Here is a 19,038-nt window from a genome sequence, read left to right on the forward strand (position 1 = left end):
GGTCTTCCGTTTGGATCAGGCCGGATGAGTGAGCGGCCTGATCCGCAAGATCAGGACTTAGTCCTTCTCCAGGCGGAACGAGGCCGGCGGCACCGCCGCCCCCCGGAACTCCGCCTCCACCAGATACGTCCCCGGACCCACCGCCCCCGCCGGCGGCGTCGCGCACTGCGGTGCGCTGCGCTCGCGGTTCCATTCCACGGTGTGCGTGACGGTCCCGCTCCCGGGCACCCTCAGCAGCAGGCTTCCGGCCGGCCGCGGGCAGTCCTTCGAGGACCACACGTCGTCGTCCTTGTCGTCGGTGACGGTGAGCACCGCCGCCTTGGGCCCGAAGTCCGCCTTGCACGTCGTTGCCGACGAGTTGGACACGACCAGCTGGAACGCCGGCTTCTGCGCGGGCCCGTAGGCGACTTCGACGCTGCGCAGCGTCAACTTCAGTGCGCCCGGCGCGCAGTCGGGGAGGCTCGACCCTGCCGGGACCTGCTGGCCGCCCGCGCCGCCGCTCGACGCGCCGCCCGCCCCGTTGTCGCCGTTCTTGCCCCCGTCACCGCCGGAGTCGCCCGTGCCCGATCCGTCGCCGGTTCCGTCTCCGCTTCCGGACTCGCCCGACTCGTCACGTCCGCCCGGCTGTTCACTGATCACCGGACCGGACTGCGAGGGTCCGGGGGTGATGGAGGGCGCGGGCGTAGCACCGTTGGCGCTGCCGTCGTCCTTGTCCCCCTTGCCGTCACCAGAACTGACGACCCATACGGTCAGCAGCGCGAGCAGCGCGACCAGAGACGCCGCGACTGCCCTCCGTCGCCAGTAGATGGAGGAGGGGAGCGGCCCGATCGGATTGCGCAGAGATCCCACGGCCCAAACTCTACGAGAGATCGGGACCAACTCCCCTCCCACCCGCCGCCCGACTTTGCACGTTCTGCTGATCATCATCACGGACGGCCCGTCGCGAACGCTCAACTTTCGTCGGGGGCAGGCCCGGACGGTCGCTACGGGTGACCGTCGTCCCGTTCTGGGCACCGTCCGTGATCACGAGCGGCAGCCTCACCTGTCGTCTCCGGCGATGCGCTCTGCAACGACGCGTTTCCTGGCGACGCGTTTCCTGGCGACGCATATTCCGGCGACGCGTTTTCAGGCGACGCGGTCCCCACCCTTGAGGTCACCCCCTGGAGCACTCCACCGTGACGTCACCGGCGGTTCCCCACCCCACCCGGCTGATGTCACCGAGCGGATTCGGCGGACGACGAGCAGCTCCGGTGCCGTGGGGGGCGTCGTGCTCGGCTTCGCCGAACCGGGCACCGACTGGGAGAAGGCCTCGCCGTCACGGAGCGTATACAGCGTGCGCACGCCAGGACGTGTCAGGATCGGAGTGCCATGACTGACACCACCACAGACCTTGCATCGGCTGACGCGGCGTCCTTCCACACCCCCGTCATCGCCTGGTTCGACGAGCACGCCCGCGATCTGCCCTGGCGCCGCCCCGATGCGGGGGCCTGGGGTGTGATGGTCAGCGAGTTCATGTTGCAGCAGACCCCGGTCAGCCGGGTGCTGCCCGTATACGAGCAATGGGTGGCCCGCTGGCCGCGTCCCGCGGATCTCGCGGCCGACGCGCCCGGCGAGGCGGTCCGCGCCTGGGGGCGGCTCGGCTATCCACGCCGTGCGCTGCGCCTGCACGGAGCCGCCCAGGCGATAACGGAGCGGCACGGCGGGGATGTGCCGAACGACCATGCGCAGTTGCTCGCCCTGCCCGGGATCGGCGAGTACACGGCCGCCGCGGTGGCCTCCTTCGCGTACGGCCAGCGCCACGCCGTGCTCGACACCAATGTGCGTCGTGTCTTCGCGCGCGCCGCGTCCGGCATCCAGTACCCGCCGACCGCGACGACGGCGGCCGAGCGCAAGCTGGCCAGGACGCTGCTGCCCGACGACGAGGCGACCGCGGCGCGCTGGGCAGCCGCCTCCATGGAGCTGGGCGCGCTGGTGTGCACCGCGAAGAACGAGGACTGCGCGCGCTGCCCCATCGCCGCGCACTGCGCCTGGCGGCTGGCCGGGAAACCGGCGCACGAGGGCCCTGCCCGGCGTGGCCAGACATACGCCGGGACGGACCGTCAGGTGCGCGGAAAGCTCCTCGCGGTGCTGCGGGAGGCCATGACACCGGTGCCGCAATCGGCGCTGGACGCGGTCTGGCACGACCCGGTGCAACGCGCGCGTGCCCTGGACGGACTGGTCGCCGACGGCTTGGTGGAGCCTGTGGAGAACGGCCTCTACCGACTTCCGCAGAGCTGAGCCCCGCCCGGTCCGGGATGCCGTTTCCCACCCGAACCGGGCCTGAAACATCTCCTGTTACACAACCGATGGATGGCCGTGCGCCCTCCGACGGCTGGACCGCACAGGCCCGTGACAACACCTCCGTAGCTTCATGTGGCGTAAGGGAACGGCAGTGTTTGTCACGGGGACGGAGGCGGTTGAAATGGCGCACGGCGAGGTGCTCGAGTTCGAAGAGTACGTACGTAACCGGCAGGAGGCTCTGCTCCGCAGCGCCCGGCGTCTCGTCCCCGACCCGATCGACGCCCAGGACCTGCTGCAGACCGCTCTGGTCCGCACGTACGGCCGTTGGGACGGTATCGCCGACAAGTCGCTCGCCGACGCCTACCTCCGGCGCGTGATGATAAACACGCGTACCGAGTGGTGGCGTGCCCGCAAGCTCGAAGAGGTCCCGACCGAGCAGTTGCCCGACGCGCGCATCGAGGACGGCAGTGACCAGCGCGCGGACCGCGCCCTGCTGATGGATGTGCTGAAGGTGCTCGCACCCAAGCAGCGCAGCGTCGTCGTGCTGCGCCACTGGGAGCAGATGAGCACGGAAGAGACGGCTGCCGCACTGGGCATGTCTGCGGGTACGGTGAAGAGCACGCTGCACCGGGCGCTCGCCCGGCTCCGCCAGGAGCTGGAGAGCAGGGACCTGGACGCCCGCGCCCTGGAGCGCGGCGAGACGCAGCCTGACCGTGAGCGCGACGGATGGGGGCAGGAGCGGTGCGCGGCCTGAACGGCAGAGGCGGCTTCAAAAGCCTGGCGGCGAGCGGCGCGGCAATGGCCGGCCTCGCCGCCTTCGGCGTGTTCACCGCGGCGTGCTCCACGGGTGGCGGCGGGCTGCAGGACGAGGGCGCGGCTCACGCCGACCAGGTGGCCAAGTCCACCCCCTCCCCCGGCCCGAGCCCCACCACCGGATCTCAGATGACCGAGAAGATCAGCGCGGTGAAGCTGATCATGAACGATCCAAAGGTCAGCGCGCGGGTCAAGTCGGATCTCAAGCCCTGCTCCAAGGACGCCTACCCGGTGGACACGGCCTTCGGGAACCTCACCGGCGGAACCGCGCCCGATGTGGTCGTCAACGTACTGACGTGCGGTGACGCGGTCGGCATGGGCACCTATGTGTACCGCGAGAACGGCGACAAGTACGAGAACGTCTTCGCGGCCGAGGAGCCGGCGGTGTACTCCGCGATCGACCGGGGGGACCTGGTGGTGACCAAGCAGGTGTACTCCGAGGGCGATCCGGTCTTCTCCGAGCCCTCGGGCGAGGAAGTGACGACGTATCACTGGTCGAGCGGGAAGTTCGTCCAGCAGTACTGGGTACGCAACGAATTCAGCAGAACGGTCGGTGAGGGCGAGGCAGTCGTCCCCGAACCGCCCGCATCCAACGAGAACTGAGAGCATCGGGATGGCCGAGACCCATGTCCTGTTCGTCGAGGACGACGACGTCATCCGCGAGGCGACGCAGCTGGCACTGGAGCGCGACGGCTTCAGGGTCACCGCGATGCCCGACGGGCTCCAGGGCCTGGATGCCTTCCGGGCGAACCGCCCGGACATCGCACTGCTCGATGTGATGGTGCCGGGCCTGGACGGTGTGAGCCTGTGCCGCCGCATCCGGGACGAGTCGACCGTACCGGTCATCATGCTGTCGGCCCGCGCGGACTCCATCGATGTCGTACTCGGCCTGGAGGCCGGAGCGGACGACTATGTGACCAAGCCCTTCGACGGCGCGGTGCTGGTCGCCCGCATCCGCGCGGTGCTGCGCCGCTTCGGCCATGCGGGCGGGTCGCAGCGCGGCGAATCCGTCTCCGACGACGACCCGCGGGGCCCTCTGCTCGCCTTCGGCGAACTGGAGATCGACACGGAGGGCATGGAGGTGCGCAAAGGGGGTGAGCCGGTGGCGCTGACACCGACGGAGATGCGGCTCCTGCTGGAGTTCTCCTCGGCGCCGGGCACGGTCCTCTCGCGCGACAAGCTGCTGGAGCGGGTCTGGGACTACGGCTGGGGCGGCGACACCCGTGTCGTGGACGTCCATGTCCAGCGCCTGCGCACCAAGATCGGCCAGGACCGGATCGAGACGGTCCGCGGCTTCGGCTACAAGCTCAAGGCATGAGGCGGCTCGTACTGCGCACCGGCGTCCGATGGAAGATCAGCATCGCTATCGCGGGCGTCGGCGCACTGATCGCCATGGCGCTGAGCCTCGTGGTCCACAACGCCGCACGCGTCTCGATGCTCGACAACGCCCGCGACGTGCAGATGGACCGGGTGGTCCTCGCCCAGCGCTGGTACGAGACGTCCAAGAACAAGGACCCGCGCTTCAACACCAAGATCAATGACCCGACGCTGCCCAAAGCGCTCCAGAAGCTGATGCGCGAGAAGCGGCGGGGCACCTATGTGGCCGAGGACCACGGCGGCGCGCCCGACATCTGGGCCGCCGTCCCCCTCTCCAACGGCGATGTGCTCTCCCTGCACACCCAGTTCGCGGGCCGCAGCGCCACGATCATGAAGGACCTCGACCGGGCGCTGGTCATCGGCTCGGTCTCGGTGGTCTTCGGCGGCTGCGCCCTCGGTGTGCTGATAGGCGGGCAGATCTCGCGCCGGCTGCGCAAGGCCGCCGCCGCAGCCCGGAACGTCGCGCAGGGCAACACCGAGGTCCGGGTCAGGGACGCCATCGGCGGCCTCGTACGCGACGAGACCGACGACCTCGCCCGCGCCGTCGACGCCCTCACCGATGCCCTGAACGAGCGCATCGAGGCGGAGCGCCGGGTCACCGCCGACATCGCGCACGAGCTGCGCACCCCGGTCACCGGGCTGCTCACGGCAGCCGAGCTGCTGCCCCCCGGGCGCCCGTCCGAGCTCGTACGGGACAGGGCCCAGGCCCTGCGGACGCTCGTCGAGGACGTCCTGGAGGTGGCCAGGCTCGACAGCGCCTCCGAGCGGGCCGAGCTCCAGGAGATCGCGCTCGGCGAGTTCGTCAGCCGCCGGATAGCGACGCTGAACCCCGATGTGACGGTCCGGGTCGTGCACGAGTCGTGGGTGAGCACCGATCCCCGGCGGCTGGAGCGCATCCTGCTCAATCTGCTGACCAATGCCCGCAAGTACGGCAGGCCCCCGGTCGAGGTCACGGTCGAGGGCCGCGTGGTGCGGGTACGCGACCACGGTCCCGGCTTCCCGGAGGACCTGCTGCGCGAGGGCCCGAGCCGATTCCGTACGGGCGCCAGCGACCGCGCGGGGACCGGCCACGGCCTGGGTCTGACCATTGCGGCGGGCCAGGCGCGGGTGCTCGGGGCCCGGCTGACCTTCCGCAATGCCGCGCCGGAGGGCATGACGACGCCGCTCGGCCAGTCGGGCGGGGCGATCGCCGTGCTGTGGCTGCCGGAGCACGCGCCGACGAACACCGGCAGCTTCCCGATGATGGCTCCCACCGACTACTGAGGGACACGGCCCAGGGCCCGTCTGCCGGATCGGGCCACGCCGGCACGCGCCACTGACCATGGCCCCCGGTGTGCGCCGGGGGTCATGGTCAGTGGTCCGTTCGGAAGGCCCGGAGCCCGGTAGGCCCTGAGGCCCCTGGCGGGTCCTGACGTCAGACCGTTTCGGCCACCTTGTCGGCGGTCCGTTCGGCCGCCGCCGCGGGACCCGCGCCGCGCAGCGGCACCTCCTTGACGAAGAACGCCGCCAGGAAGCCGACGACCGCGACGGCCGCGCCGAGCAGGAAGGCCGCATGCGTCCCGGAGGCCACGGCGAACTCGTACGCCTCGCGGACCGGGTCCGGAAGCTTCGCCAGGCTCGCGGCGTCCAGCTGCGCCGAATGCTCGGTGATCTGCGAGCCGCCCCGGGCCGCCATCTCGTCCTGCACCCGGCCGGTGAACAGCGCGCCCATGATCGCGACGCCGAAGGAGCTGCCGAGCGTACGGAAGAGGGTGGCCCCGGAGGATGCGACACCCATGTCCTTCAGCTCGACGCTGTTCTGCGCCACCAGCATGGTGACCTGCATCAGGAAGCCCATGCCGGCGCCGAGCACCGCCATGTACAGCCCGGACGTCGTCCGCGAGGTCTCGGTGTCCATCGTCGACAGCAGGAACAGGCCGGCCATCATCAGCCCGCCGCCGATGATCGGGAAGAGCCGGTACTTGCCGGTGTTGGTGGTGACCCGCCCCGCGATCATCGAGACGACCAGCATGGACAGCAGCATCGGCAGAAGGAGCAGGCCGGAGTTGGTCGCCGAGGCCCCCTGGACCGACTGCTGGAACAGCGGGAGGAAGAGCACCGCGCCGAACATCACGAAGCCGGCCAGGAAGCCGATCACGGACATCAGCGTGAAGTTGCGGCTGCGGAAGATGTGCAGCGGCATGATCGGTTCCGCGGCCTTGGTCTCGACGAAGAAGAAGCCGGTGAGCGCGGCCACGCCGACCGCTATGAGCTCCATGATCACGGCCGAGTCCCAGGCGTACTCCGTACCGCCCCAGGTGGTCATCAGCACGATCGAGGTGATGCCGACCGTCAGCAGCCCCGCGCCCAGATAGTCGATGCGCGCCTTGGTGCGCTCCTTCCTGGGCAGGTGGAGCACCGCGGTGACCATGGCGAGCGCGACGGCGCCCAGCGGCAGGTTGATGTAGAAGCTCCAGCGCCAGCCGAGGTGGTCCGTGATGGCCCCGCCGACGAGCGGTCCGCCGATCATCGCGACGGCCATGACGGCCGCCATCATGCCCTGGTACTTGCCCCGCTCCCGCGGGGGCACCAGTTCGCCGATGATCGCCATGACGCCGACCATCAGACCGCCCGCGCCCAGTCCCTGGATCGCGCGGAAGCCGATCAGCTGACCCATGTCCTGGGCCATGCCGCTGAGCACCGAGCCGATCAGGAAGATCACGATCGAGGTGAGGAAGATGCCCTTGCGGCCGTACATGTCGCCGAGCTTGCCCCAGATCGGGGTGGAGGCAGCCGTGGCCAGGGTGTATGCGGTGACCACCCAGGAAAGGTGCTCCAGACCGCCGAGGTCGCCGACGATGGTCGGCATCGCGGTGCCGACGATCATGTTGTCCAGCATGGCCAGCAGCATGGCGATCATGAGCGCGAGGATGACGACCCGCACACTGCGCGGCTGCGGCTCGGCCTGGTCGCCCTGTTGTTCCGGCTGCTTCTCGACGTTTGCCCTACTGGCCATCGCTCCCACTCCCCGACACTTACTTGTCGCCCGGCTAGTTGACTACACTAGGGAAGGTAGACGCGTAACTAGCCGGGCGTCAAGTAAGTTTCCCAGGAGAGCCACATGGCCAGAGGCAACACCCGCCAGCGCATCCAGGACGTGGCCCTCGAGCTCTTCGCCGAGCAGGGCTACGAGAAGACGTCGCTGCGCGAGATCGCCGAGAGGCTCGACGTCAGCAAGGCGGCCCTGTACTACCACTTCAAGACCAAGGAAGACATCCTGGTCAGCCTCTTCCAGGACCTCACGAGGCCCATGGACGAGCTCATCGAGTGGGGACAGACGCAGCCCCACACACTGGAGACCAAGAAGGAGATCCTGAGCCGCTACAGTGCCGCGCTCTCGGGCGCGGCCCCGCTCTTCCGCTTCATGCAGGAGAACCAGGCGACGGTACGGGACCTGAGCGTCGGCGAGACCTTCAAGGACCGCATGCTCACGATGCTCGAACTGATCAAGGAGCCCGAGGCCGCGCTGCCCGACCAGGTGCGGTGTTTCAGCGCGCTCTTCACGATGCACGCCGGGATGTTCCTGCTCAAGGACGTCGAAGGCGACCCGGAGGACAAGCGCAGGGCCGTCCTCGAGGTCGCCATCGATCTGGTGAGCCAGGCCCACGGCGTCACGGGCTGACGCCGGGGTGCTTCCGGTGCGGTGCGTCAGATCGTGACGCCGACACCGCGGAGGAAGGACACCGGGTTGAGCGCGGAGCCGTAGTTCGGGGTCGTACGGATCTCGAAGTGCAGGTGCGGGCCGGACGAGTTGCCGGTGTTGCCGGAGCGGGCGATGTTCTGGCCCGTCTTCACGGACTGGCCGATGTGGACGTTGATCTTCGACAGGTGGGCGTACTGCGAGTACTTGCCGTTGCCGTGCTTGATCACGATGGCGTTGCCGTACGCGGGACCGTCGCCGCCGCCGTTCGGGCCGGCCTTCACGATGACACCGCCGTGGGTGGCCTTGACCGGGGTGCCGACCGGGACGGCGAAGTCCTGGCCGGAGTGCTTGTGCGACCACATGGCGCCGCCCTGGTTGAAGCTCGCGGACAGCGTGTAGCCGGCCACGGGCTTGACCCAGGAGACGGCCTTCTTGGCGGCCTTGGCCTTGGCGGCCTTCGCCACGGCGGCCTTGACGGCCTTCGCGTTCGCGGCGGCCTTCGCCTGGGCGCCGGCCTGGGCGGAGACAGCGGCGGCGGGGCTCGCGACTGCCGCCTTGCCCGTAGCGGCAGAGGCGACACCCGCACCGGCTCCGACGACCATCACGGCGCCGAGTCCGGCGGCCACGACGGCGCCACGGCTACGGAGCACGGACGGGCGGAGACGGTGGTTGATGACGCTCTTCGACATACGGGGTGAACCTCCGGGGCATGAATGGACCCGGCGCACTCGCACCGGGCTGGCCATCCCTTGGTATCCGACGCGCCCACTTCGCCTCAAACACCCCATCTACGACATTGCGTCGTAGCCATAGCGCCGGAATTACGAGTCTTGACACCTTTCTGGAGCGATCGGGAACTGCGTCGGAGAGCGGTGGAAATATCCCGGCCGAGACAGGTTTAACCGCATGTACGGCCAAGGCGAGGCCGCCATCGGACCCAGATGGGAACAAATCGCCCACCAATGGACCAAAGGTCCTGGCGCACCCGAGGCCGAAACCCCCCGGCGAGGGTGGAACGTTGCCCCTATCTCGCCTAGTAGGGCCAATTGGGCCTGTGTGCCTTGTCACCAGCCGAGGGCTCCCGAAGGCCCCTGGATGTTGCCCACGACACACCAACACCCAAGCCCTGATTGCCCGTTTCGCCCGAAATCGCACGTTCGTAAGGCGGGTCCGAACGGCCGATCCGCCTCCTTTCCGCCCGCAGGTGGCTCAGGGATGCTCCTGAGCCATGAGGAGACCCCTGATACGCACTGACAGGCTGATACGCACGGACCGGCCCGCGAGGCGCCCCCGGGGCGCCCGGCGCCTCGTCCGGCCCCTCGTCCTGGGCCTCGCCTGCATGCTCACCTGGAGCGCGCCCGCCGGGGCGGGCCCCTCCGACACCGGGCTCAAGGGCGCCATCGACAGGATCCTTGCGGACGCCCGCATGGACGGCGCAGCCGCGAGCGTGGTGATAGCCGACGCGGCCACCGGGGAGCGGCTCTACCGGCGGGACGGCGGCGACCGGCTCATGCCCGCCTCCAACACCAAGCTCGCCACCTCCGCCGCCGCGATGGCGTTACTGGGCCCCGGCTACCGCTTCCGCACGGACGTCCTGTCCACCGGCCGCCGTCACGGCTCCACCCTCCGCGGGGACCTCTTTCTGCGCGGCGGCGGCGATCCCACGACCCTGGCCTCGGACTACGACCGCCTGGCCGCCGATCTCGCGGCGACCGGCATCCGGCGCGTCAGTGGCCGTCTCGTCGCCGACGACACACGCTTCGACACCCAGCGCCTGGGCCGTGCCTGGGCCGCCGACAACGAATCCTCCTACTACTCCGCGCAGATCTCGGCCCTCACCGTCGCGCCCGACACCGACTACGACTCCGGCACGGTCATCGTGGAGGCCGCTCCAGGGGCCGAGGCCGGCGACAGACCGCAGGTGAGGCTCACCCCGCCCACCCGCTACGTACGCCTCGACGTCCGGGGCACCACCGTCCCGGCCGGAGGGGCCGACACTCTCGCCGTCGAGCGGCAGCACGGCACCAACACCATCACCGTCAGCGGCGACATCCCCCTCGGCGCGAGCGCGGCCAAGGAGTGGGTGACCACCTGGGAGCCCACCGGCTACGCCGCCGCCGTCTTCTCCGACGCGCTCGCCCGGCACGGCGTTCACGTGTCCGGCAGCCCCCGGACCGGCCGCGCCACACCGCCCGGCGCCACGCTGCTCGCCTCGCACGACTCCATGCCGCTAAGGGAGTTGATGCTGCCGTTCATGAAGCTCTCCAACAACATGCACGCCGAGACGCTGACCAAGACGATCGGCCACGAGACTTCGGGCCGCGGCACCTGGGCCGCCGGACTCACCGCCATCGGCGGCTACTTGGCGAAGGAGGGCGTGCAGACCTCCACCGTCCGCCAGCTCGACGGCTCCGGCCTGACCCGGATGAACCTCTTCCCGGCCGAGCAACTCGCCACCCTGCTCCTGTCCGTACGCGACGCCCCCTGGTACGCCGACTGGTACGCCTCCCTCCCCGTGGCCTGCAATCCGGACCGCGCCATCGGCGGCACCCTCCGCTCCCGGATGTGTGCCACGCCCGCCGCTCTCAACGCCCGCGGCAAGACAGGCTCGTTGACCGGCGCCTCGGCCCTCTCGGGATACGTCACCGATACCGGTGGTCGCGAGCTCGTCTACAGCGTCGTCCTCAACAACTACCTGGCGTCCTCGGTGAAGAGCATCGAGGACGCGATCGTGGTGACACTGGCGGGCTCGGACACGGGGGCGGGTCCGGTGAGGGCCGTCCCGCCGAAGGCCGCGCGCACCGATGAGCTTCCGTCCGGCCTCGAATGCTCCTGGCAGAAGCCGAAGTCCTGCTGAACCGGTCACCCTTGCCCCCGCCGGAACGGCGAAAAGGGGCTGCCCCGGACCCTGAGGTCCGGGGCAGCCCCTTTTCACGCACGCGGATGCTTACGCGTCCTTGGACAGGTTCGGCCCGGCTCCGCCGGCGGCCTGCTCGATCGGCGGGACGTCCGGCAGCGCGGACTTCTCCTCGCCGCGGAAGGTGAACTTCTTCTCCTCACCCTCGCCCTCGGTGTCCACGACCACGATGTGACCGGGGCGCAGCTCGCCGAAGAGGATCTTCTCCGACAGGATGTCCTCGATCTCGCGCTGGATCGTCCGGCGCAGCGGCCTGGCGCCCAGAACCGGGTCGTAGCCCTTCTTGGCGAGCAGCGACTTGGCCGTGGGGCTGAGCTCCAGACCCATGTCGCGGTCCTTCAGACGCTCGTCCACCTTGGCGATCATGAGGTCGACGATCTGGATGATGTCTTCCTCGGTCAGCTGGTGGAAGACGACCGTGTCGTCGACACGGTTCAGGAACTCGGGCCGGAAGTGCTGCTTCAGCTCCTCGTTGACCTTGACCTTCATCCGGTCGTAGTTCGACTTGACGTCGCCCTGAGCCGCGAAGCCCAGGTTGAAGCCCTTCGAGATGTCCCGGGTCCCGAGGTTGGTCGTCATGATGATGACCGTGTTCTTGAAGTCCACGACGCGGCCCTGGGAGTCGGTCAGGCGACCGTCCTCCAGGATCTGCAGAAGGGAATTGAAGATATCGGGGTGGGCCTTCTCGACCTCGTCGAAGAGGACGACGGAGAACGGCTTCCGGCGCACCTTCTCGGTGAGCTGGCCGCCCTCTTCGTAACCCACGTATCCGGGCGGGGAACCGAAGAGGCGGGAAACCGTGTGCTTCTCGCTGAACTCCGACATGTCGAGAGAGATCAGCGCGTCCTCGTCGCCGAAGAGGAATTCGGCGAGCGTCTTGGAGAGCTCGGTCTTACCGACACCGGACGGGCCGGCGAAGATGAACGAGCCGCCGGGGCGCTTCGGGTCCTTCAGACCCGCTCGCGTACGGCGAATGGCCTGCGAGAGCGCCTTGATGGCGTCCTTCTGGCCGATGACGCGCTTGTGGAGCTCGTCCTCCATGCGCAGCAGACGCGAGGACTCCTCCTCGGTCAGCTTGAAGACGGGAATGCCGGTCGCCGTGGCGAGGACTTCGGCGATGAGCTCGCCGTCGACCTCGGCGACGACATCCATGTCGCCGGCCTTCCATTCCTTCTCGCGCTTGGCCTTCGCGGCGAGCAGCTGCTTCTCCTTGTCGCGGAGAGAGGCCGCCTTCTCGAAGTCCTGGGAGTCGATGGCCGACTCCTTGTCGCGGCGGACGCCCGCGATCTTCTCGTCGAACTCGCGCAGGTCCGGCGGCGCGGTCATCCGGCGGATGCGCATCCGGGAGCCGGCCTCGTCGATCAGGTCGATCGCCTTGTCCGGCAGGAAGCGGTCCGAGATGTACCGGTCGGCCAGTGTCGCGGCCTGGACGAGCGCCTCGTCCGTGATGGAGACGCGGTGGTGGGCCTCGTAGCGGTCCCGCAGACCCTTGAGGATCTCGATCGTGTGCGGCAGCGACGGCTCCGCGACCTGGATGGGCTGGAAGCGGCGCTCCAGCGCGGCGTCCTTCTCCAGGTGCTTGCGGTACTCGTCCAGCGTGGTCGCACCGATGGTCTGGAGCTCGCCCCGCGCCAGCATCGGCTTGAGGATGCTGGCGGCGTCGATCGCGCCCTCGGCGGCGCCCGCACCCACCAGGGTGTGGAGCTCGTCGATGAACAGGATGATGTCGCCCCGGGTGCGGATCTCCTTGAGGACCTTCTTCAGGCGCTCCTCGAAGTCACCGCGGTAGCGGGAGCCCGCGACCAGCGCGCCGAGGTCCAGGGTGTAGAGGTGCTTGTCCTTGAGGGTCTCGGGCACCTCGCCCTTGACGATGGCCTGCGCAAGGCCCTCGACGACCGCCGTCTTGCCGACGCCGGGCTCGCCGATGAGCACGGGGTTGTTCTTCGTACGGCGGGAAAGCACCTGCATGACCCGCTCGATCTCCTTCTCGCGCCCGATGACCGGGTCGAGTTTGGACTCACGAGCGGCCTGGGTGAGATTCCGGCCGAACTGGTCCAGGACGAGCGAGGTCGAGGGCGTGCCCTCGGCCGGGCCGCCTGCGGTGGCGGCCTCCTTGCCCTGGTAGCCGGAGAGCAGCTGGATGACCTGCTGTCGCACCCGGTTGAGATCGGCGCCCAGCTTCACGAGGACCTGGGCGGCGACGCCCTCGCCCTCGCGGATCAGGCCGAGCAGGATGTGCTCGGTGCCGATGTAGTTGTGGCCCAGCTGAAGAGCCTCGCGGAGCGACAGCTCCAGGACCTTCTTGGCACGGGGCGTGAAGGGAATATGACCGGACGGGGCCTGCTGGCCCTGGCCGATGATCTCCTCCACCTGCTGGCGGACCGCCTCGAGCGAAATCCCGAGGCTCTCCAGGGCCTTAGCGGCGACACCCTCACCCTCGTGGATAAGGCCCAGGAGGATGTGCTCGGTGCCGATGTAGTTGTGGTTGAGCATCCGGGCTTCTTCCTGAGCCAGGACGACAACCCGCCGCGCGCGGTCGGTGAACCTCTCGAACATCGTTAATCGCTCCTCAGAGCGGTCAGGCAGTAAGGGGTCGGTCCCCTCCCTGTCCTTCCGCAGCTTAGTCCCGCAAGCGGGGACCGCTCATTCCAACTGCCGACACCCGTCTGTGGCCTCCTGACCCCTGAACGCCGACAACTGCTCCAACCCGATGGTGCGAGACGATGTTCCCGCAGGCCAGGCAGTTACCCTCACCATCACTACGCCGATGGCGAACGTGAGACGGCCTTGCGAGCGTGTCGCCCCTCCCCACTAGGAATGTCTTACCCGTAAGCACTGACACTCCATGCGGCGCGCACCTGGTTCCCTCAGCTACGGGCGAACAACCTTGCGCCCTCGAATGCGCTTTTCCGCCCTCAACCCGGACACTGTGTGCAATCGACTCCCCACTCTGCGTAACTCGGGGGGTGGGTCGGCAGTTCCCGGAGTATGGCCTTCACCGTTCCGCTTCCCCGCACGCCCGCCGACGGCAGTGCCGCTCAGTGGTACGAGAACGAGCTCGGCTGGGCGACCGCCGAAGGCTCTCCGGTCCGGCTGCTGACCGGGCTTCGCTTCGATGTGCTGGAGGTCCCCTCGGACGCCGGTGCGGCCGCTCTGCGCCGGACGGGGGCATCTGGGCCCGTGGCCGTGATGGGGCGCCGTATGCGGCTGCTGGTGGCCGCGGGATGCGCCGACGAGCTGCCCGGACTGCTCGACTGGCTGCAGTGGGGCGGGATCGCGCTCGATCTGACCGCCATCGGCGCGGGCGGGTTGATGACCGCCCCGCCGCCGCCCGGACGGCCTGGCTCGCGGGGGGCCGCCTTATGGCTGCGACCCCCCGTGCCGGGGCGCGAGGTGGAGCCGACGCTGCCGGCCCTGACGCCTTTCGGACGCGGGCCCGGAACAGGCGGGGGGATCAGCCCCGATCTTGTACGTCTTGTGGACGCGGTGGCGACGGAGTGCCACCGGGCCCGATTGCTGCGTACGAATACGCCACGTACGAATCAGCCGTTGGCCTTCTCGTAAGCCTCGCGAACCGTGGCCGGAACGCGGCCGCGGTCGTTCACCTCGAAGCCGTTCGCCTTGGCCCAGGCGCGGATTTCCGCGGTGTCCTTGTTGCCACCAGCGGCAGGACGCCCCTTGCCACGGCTGGACGCCGCACGGCCGCCCGTGCGCCGGCCACTCTTGGCGTACGGATCGAGGAGACCACGGAGCTTGTCCGCATTGGCGGTGGTGAGGTCGATCTCGTAGGTCTTGCCGTCCAGAGCGAACGTCACCGTCTCGTCCGCCTCGCCGCCGTCGAGGTCATCGACAAGAAGGACCTGAACCTTCTGTGCCACCGGATTTCCTTTCATCGAAAATGCAGTACGCGGAAAGGAAACCGCTTTTCCCTGGAAAACACAAACCCTTGGCAGAGGTTCAGAACCTCAAGAACGCGGGAAACATGCGCGATTCGGACATAGGGTTCCGCCTCTTGCGGTGATCACAGGTGCAGAAGCATCCGGCTGTTGCCCAAGGTGTTCGGCTTCACTCGTTCGAGCCCGAGGAACTCGGCGACGCCCTCGTCATAGGAACGCAGCAGCTCACTGTAGACATCTCCGTCGACCGGCGTCTCACCGATCTCGACGAAGCCGTGCTTCGAGAAGAAGTCGACTTCGAAGGTGAGGCAGAAAACCCGTCGCACCCCGAGCCTGCGCGCCGTCTCCAGCAGCTCGCCCAGGACGTGATGGCCGACTCCGGTGCCCTTGAACTCCGGATCGACGGCGAGAGTGCGTACTTCGGCGAGGTCTTCCCACATGACATGCAGAGCGCCGCAGCCGACCACCCGGCCGCCCTCACCGTGTTCCGCGACCCAGAACTCCTGGATGGCTTCGTAAAGGGTGACCGTTGCTTTGTCGAGCAGGATGCCTTCACGCACGTACGGATCGACGAGTCGGCGGACCTCGGACACATCGCTGGTCCTGGCCCGCCGGACGGTGATGGCATTTGCCGCGGCATAAGACATGGCCCCGACGCTATCGCTCCGGCCGGGTACCGCCCTCGGCGGGCTCGTCCCCCTGAGCGATGCGGACGGCGGCTTGCAGGGACTCGCGCTGCTCCGCCGACATCATGCCGAAGAAGGCGACAAGCGCGGCTGCGGGGTTGTCACTCTTCGACCAGGCTTCGTTCATCAGTGCGGCCGAGTAGGCGGCGCGGGTGGAGACCGCCGTATATCGATAGGCGCGGCCGTCGACTTCCCTGCGGACCCAGCCCTTCTGATGGAGATTGTCCATTACGGTCATGACCGTGGTGTAGGCGATGGACCGCTCCTGCTGAAGGTCTTCCAGGACTTCCCGGACGGTGACCGGCCGGTTCCATTGCCAGACGCGTGTCATGACGGCGTCTTCCAGCTCTCCCAATTGGCGGGGCACGTCGCCACCATAGTGCGAGTTGCGCCAAAATGGCTGGTAATTGACGTAGCAAAAAGGACGTACGGCGGGAAATCCACCGTACGTCCTGGATGCAGAAGCGCGTCAGTCGTCCCGGCCGGCCTGCCGGGCGGACGCCGGACCGGCGAGCGCGGCGTCCACGACCGCGTCCTCCTTGGCCTTGTTCGGGCCGCCCTGGCTCTTGACGATCGTCACGACCAGGCCGATGAAGAAAGCGGCCATCACCACGGGGGGAAGGAGCGCGGATACGTAGTCCATGGCTCCCAGAGTAGCTATCCGGCCGCGCACCGGTCCGGCGGGGGCACGGGCCTGCGCCGGGGCGGGAACACCTCGGAGGGCTTGGGCACCGGACGGTCGGCGGGCGCGGGCGCCTTGGGCTGCGGCTCCCGCTGCGGTTTCTCCTTGGGCCTCTGCTGCGGCTTGGGGGCGTCGTCGGCACGCCCGCCGGGAAGCGCCAGGAGCCGGGTACGAGGGCCCGGAGTGGCCGACCCGGCGCCTCGCACCGGATGGCCCGCCAGCCGGGCGCGTACGGACTGCTCGGAGAGCGTCTGGCAGCGGTTGAGCACGGCGGCGCCGGCCGGATGGCCGCGCAGGGTGCGCAGCGCGGCCAGATCCTCCGGGCGCGGGTCGTAGCCGGCGGCCAGGGCGTCCTGGAGGAGCTCCAGATATCCGGCCGCGGAACCGGGGAGCGCTTCGCGGTAGCGGGCGAGGTCGGCGAGGAGGAATGTACGCAGCCGGCCGGCCTCGCGCACCGCCTCGTCCAGGGAGTCGGCCAGACGCAGGCAGTCCTGGATGTCCTCGTCGGCGAGAGAGACGGGATGGAGGGCGATGGCGAGGGCGCGTCGGAGCACACGCAGCTCGTCTGCGCTGAAGGCCATGCCGCCGCGGGATCCGTATGGCGTGGGCATGGGCCGACGATACGTGCGACTTGGACAAAATCGGGTTAATTGGACGCACCGGGCGCGGCGGGGCGGAGTCAGGGCCCCGCGGGTCCCGCCCCGCCGGCCGCGTGCCCTGCGGGGACGGCGAACGCGAGGTGCGGCCCCGCCGGGGGCCCCCGGGCGTCGGCGAGGCTGACGCCCCGGCCCCGTCGGCAACCGCTGCGCGGTCCGGGTGAGGGAAGGTCCGCACTGCGAGTACGGGCGGCCGTGCGCCACTCGACGGCAACCGTGCGCTACATACGGGAGACGTTCCGCTCGTACACCAGGCGCAGGCCGATCAGGGTCAGCCACGGCTCGTGCTCGTCGATCGCCGCAGCCTCGCCCAGCACCATGGGAGCCAGGCCGCCCGTGGCGATCACGGTGACCTCCTCCGGGTCGTCGGCCAGTTCGCCCTTCATCCGGCGGACCACGCCGTCGACCTGGCCCGCGAAGCCGTAGACGATGCCCGACTGCATCGCCTCGACGGTGTTCTTGCCGATCACCGAGCGCGGTCGGGCCAGTTCGATCTTGCGGAGCTGGGCTCCCTTGACGCCGAGGGCCTCCACGGAGATCTCGATGCCAGGGGCGATCACCCCGCCCGCGTACTCACCGCGCGCGCTGACCGCGTCGAACGTGGTCGCCGTACCGAAGTCGACGACGATCGCCGGGCCGCCGTACAGGTCGACCGCCGCGACCGCGTTGATGATGCGGTCCGCGCCGACCTCCTTCGGGTTGTCCATCAGGATCGGCACACCGGTCTTGATGCCCGGCTCGACGAGGACCGCCGGGACGTCGCCGTAGTAGCGCCGGGTCACCTCGCGCAGTTCGTGCAGGACCGAGGGGACCGTGGAGCAGATGGCGATGCCCTCGATGCCGTCGCCCAGTTCGTCGCCGAGCAGCGGATGCATCCCCATCAGGCCCTGGAGCAGGACCGCGAGCTCGTCGGCGGTGCGCCGGGCGTCGGTGGAGATGCGCCAGTGTTCGACGATCTCCTCGCCGTCGAACAGACCGAGGACCGTATGGGTGTTGCCGACGTCGATGGTGAGCAGCATCAGATGCCTGCCTCACGCAGGTCGAGACCGATGTCGAGGATCCGCGAGGAGTGCGTGAGCGCGCCCACCGCGAGGTAGTCGACGCCCGTCTCGGCGTACGCGCGCGCGGTCTCCAGGCTGAGCCGGCCGGAGGATTCGAGGACGGCGCGGTGCGCGACGACCTCGACGGCCTCCGCGGTCTCGGCCGGCGTGAAGTTGTCCAGCAGGATCAGGTCGGCGCCCGCGTCCAGGACTTCGCGGACCTGGGCGAGGGTGTCCACCTCGACCTCGACGGCGAGGTCGGGGAACGCGTCCCGTACGGCCTTGAACGCCTCGGCCACACCACCGGCCGCCACCACGTGGTTGTCCTTGACCAGCGCCGCGTCCGACAGCGAGAAGCGGTGGTTCACGCCACCGCCGCAACGCACCGCGTACTTCTCCAGGGCGCGCAGCCCCGGTGTCGTCTTGCGGGTGTCGCGGACCTTGGCGCCGGTGCCTTCGAGCGCATCGGCCCACGCGCGCGTGGCGGTCGCGATGCCGGAGAGACGGCACAGCAGATTGAGCGCGCTGCGCTCGCCGGTGAGCAGGTCGCGGGTGTTGGCGGTGACGGACAGGAGCTTCTGCCCTGCCTCCACCTGCTCGCCGTCCTCGACGTGCCGCTCGACCTCGAACTCGTCCTGGCAGACGATCGACAGGATGGCCTCGGCGATCCGCAGGCCCGCGACCGTGCCCGCCTCTCGTGCGGTGAAGTCGCCGGTGGCGACGGCGTCCGCGGGGACGGTCGCGACGGTCGTGACATCCACACCGCCGTCGAGGTCCTCGGAGAGCGCGAGGTGGGCGATGTCCTCGACCTGTACGGGGTCGAGGCCGGCGTCGGCCAGCAGTTGGGCGAGGCCTGGGTCGAGGCCGCACTCCAGCTCGTCGTACCCCTCCCCCTCGCCTGCGCAGCCGCAGGCGTCCCCGCAGCCGCCCGCGGAGGACACGGCGGGTGCGCCGATCTGGATCAGCGGTACGTCCACGGGGCGCGGACGTTCTTCGGGCGTGCTCACGG

At 69.2% G+C, this 19,038-nt stretch carries 19 protein-coding genes; 8 read left to right on the forward strand and 11 right to left on the reverse strand.

The annotated features are described in order from the left end of the window. Positions 1-57 precede the first annotated feature (57 nt). Positions 58-849, reverse strand: coding sequence for a hypothetical protein (locus OG293_RS15050; RefSeq protein WP_405999298.1), 792 nt, complete (start codon positions 847-849; stop codon positions 58-60). Positions 850-1,368: 519 nt separating this feature from the next. Here OG293_RS15050 and OG293_RS15055 point away from each other — a divergent pair. From OG293_RS15055 to cseC, 5 genes are all read left to right on the forward strand, one after another. Further along, the gene (locus OG293_RS15055) at positions 1,369-2,277 is read left to right on the forward strand and encodes an A/G-specific adenine glycosylase (protein WP_405999299.1); all 909 of its coding nucleotides are present in this window, start codon (positions 1,369-1,371) and stop codon (positions 2,275-2,277) included. 184 nt (positions 2,278-2,461) lie between these two features. After that, the gene (locus tag OG293_RS15060) at positions 2,462-3,034 is read left to right on the forward strand and encodes a SigE family RNA polymerase sigma factor (RefSeq protein ID WP_405999300.1); all 573 of its coding nucleotides are present in this window, start codon (positions 2,462-2,464) and stop codon (positions 3,032-3,034) included. Further along, positions 3,022-3,696, forward strand: coding sequence for a hypothetical protein (locus tag OG293_RS15065; protein ID WP_405999301.1), 675 nt, complete (start codon positions 3,022-3,024; stop codon positions 3,694-3,696). Before OG293_RS15060 ends, OG293_RS15065 begins: the two co-directional genes overlap by 13 nt. A 10-nt stretch (positions 3,697-3,706) precedes the next feature. Beyond that, positions 3,707-4,411 (forward strand): two-component system response regulator CseB, encoded by a 705-nt coding sequence (gene cseB, locus OG293_RS15070; protein ID WP_405999302.1) that lies wholly within the window; start codon positions 3,707-3,709, stop codon positions 4,409-4,411. Beyond that, entirely contained in the window at positions 4,408-5,733 is a 1,326-nt protein-coding gene (gene cseC, locus OG293_RS15075; RefSeq protein WP_405999303.1) for a two-component system sensor histidine kinase CseC, read from the forward strand. The genes cseB and cseC overlap by 4 nt, the downstream gene beginning before the upstream one ends. Positions 5,734-5,884: 151 nt before the next feature. On the opposite strand, the gene OG293_RS15080 is transcribed toward cseC, so the two are convergent. Continuing rightward, on the reverse strand, positions 5,885-7,465 hold the full coding sequence (locus tag OG293_RS15080) for an MDR family MFS transporter (RefSeq protein WP_405999304.1): 1,581 nt from the start codon (positions 7,463-7,465) through the stop codon (positions 5,885-5,887). Between the two features lie 105 nt (positions 7,466-7,570). Here OG293_RS15080 and OG293_RS15085 point away from each other — a divergent pair, with 105 nt between their 5' ends. After that, positions 7,571-8,131 (forward strand): TetR/AcrR family transcriptional regulator, encoded by a 561-nt coding sequence (locus OG293_RS15085; RefSeq protein ID WP_405999305.1) that lies wholly within the window; start codon positions 7,571-7,573, stop codon positions 8,129-8,131. Between the two features lie 26 nt (positions 8,132-8,157). Here the strand turns inward: OG293_RS15085 and OG293_RS15090 are convergent, their stop codons facing one another. Next, positions 8,158-8,841, reverse strand: a complete 684-nt coding sequence (locus tag OG293_RS15090; protein WP_405999306.1) for a M23 family metallopeptidase — start codon at positions 8,839-8,841, stop codon at positions 8,158-8,160. Between the two features lie 539 nt (positions 8,842-9,380). Between OG293_RS15090 and dacB the strand changes: the two genes are divergently transcribed. Then, complete coding sequence (gene dacB, locus OG293_RS15095; RefSeq protein WP_405999307.1) at positions 9,381-11,009, forward strand: D-alanyl-D-alanine carboxypeptidase/D-alanyl-D-alanine-endopeptidase; 1,629 nt, start codon at positions 9,381-9,383, stop codon at positions 11,007-11,009. A 90-nt stretch (positions 11,010-11,099) separates the two neighbouring features. Here dacB and OG293_RS15100 read toward each other — a convergent pair whose 3' ends face one another. Next, positions 11,100-13,625 carry an ATP-dependent Clp protease ATP-binding subunit gene (locus OG293_RS15100; protein ID WP_405999308.1) on the reverse strand — a complete coding sequence of 842 codons (2,526 nt, stop codon included), beginning with the start codon at positions 13,623-13,625 and terminating at the stop codon, positions 11,100-11,102. Between the two features lie 432 nt (positions 13,626-14,057). Between OG293_RS15100 and OG293_RS15105 the strand changes: the two genes are divergently transcribed. Beyond that, the gene (locus OG293_RS15105; protein ID WP_405999309.1) at positions 14,058-14,633 is read left to right on the forward strand and encodes an SCO3374 family protein; all 576 of its coding nucleotides are present in this window, start codon (positions 14,058-14,060) and stop codon (positions 14,631-14,633) included. Here the strand turns inward: OG293_RS15105 and OG293_RS15110 are convergent. From OG293_RS15110 to nadC, 7 genes are all read right to left on the reverse strand, one after another. After that, complete coding sequence (locus OG293_RS15110; protein WP_405999310.1) at positions 14,612-14,947, reverse strand: Lsr2 family protein; 336 nt, start codon at positions 14,945-14,947, stop codon at positions 14,612-14,614. The two genes, OG293_RS15105 and OG293_RS15110, sit on opposite strands and share 22 nt — an antisense overlap. Before the next feature lie 143 nt (positions 14,948-15,090). Next, the gene (locus tag OG293_RS15115) at positions 15,091-15,612 is read right to left on the reverse strand and encodes an amino-acid N-acetyltransferase (protein WP_405999311.1); all 522 of its coding nucleotides are present in this window, start codon (positions 15,610-15,612) and stop codon (positions 15,091-15,093) included. A 10-nt stretch (positions 15,613-15,622) separates the two neighbouring features. Further along, complete coding sequence (locus OG293_RS15120; RefSeq protein ID WP_405999312.1) at positions 15,623-16,018, reverse strand: BlaI/MecI/CopY family transcriptional regulator; 396 nt, start codon at positions 16,016-16,018, stop codon at positions 15,623-15,625. Between the two features lie 102 nt (positions 16,019-16,120). Beyond that, positions 16,121-16,294 (reverse strand): hypothetical protein, encoded by a 174-nt coding sequence (locus OG293_RS15125; RefSeq protein ID WP_405999313.1) that lies wholly within the window; start codon positions 16,292-16,294, stop codon positions 16,121-16,123. Between the two features lie 14 nt (positions 16,295-16,308). Then, positions 16,309-16,914, reverse strand: a complete 606-nt coding sequence (locus OG293_RS15130) for a hypothetical protein (protein WP_406003601.1) — start codon at positions 16,912-16,914, stop codon at positions 16,309-16,311. Between the two features lie 296 nt (positions 16,915-17,210). Next, on the reverse strand, positions 17,211-18,008 hold the full coding sequence (locus tag OG293_RS15135; RefSeq protein WP_405999314.1) for a type III pantothenate kinase: 798 nt from the start codon (positions 18,006-18,008) through the stop codon (positions 17,211-17,213). After that, positions 18,008-19,036 carry a carboxylating nicotinate-nucleotide diphosphorylase gene (gene nadC, locus OG293_RS15140; RefSeq protein WP_405999315.1) on the reverse strand — a complete coding sequence of 343 codons (1,029 nt, stop codon included), beginning with the start codon at positions 19,034-19,036 and terminating at the stop codon, positions 18,008-18,010. Before nadC ends, OG293_RS15135 begins: the two co-directional genes overlap by 1 nt. Positions 19,037-19,038 lie beyond the last annotated feature (2 nt).

The sequence above is a fragment of the Streptomyces sp. NBC_00829 genome (genome assembly GCF_045161795.1).
Taxonomy (GTDB): domain Bacteria; phylum Actinomycetota; class Actinomycetes; order Streptomycetales; family Streptomycetaceae; genus Streptomyces.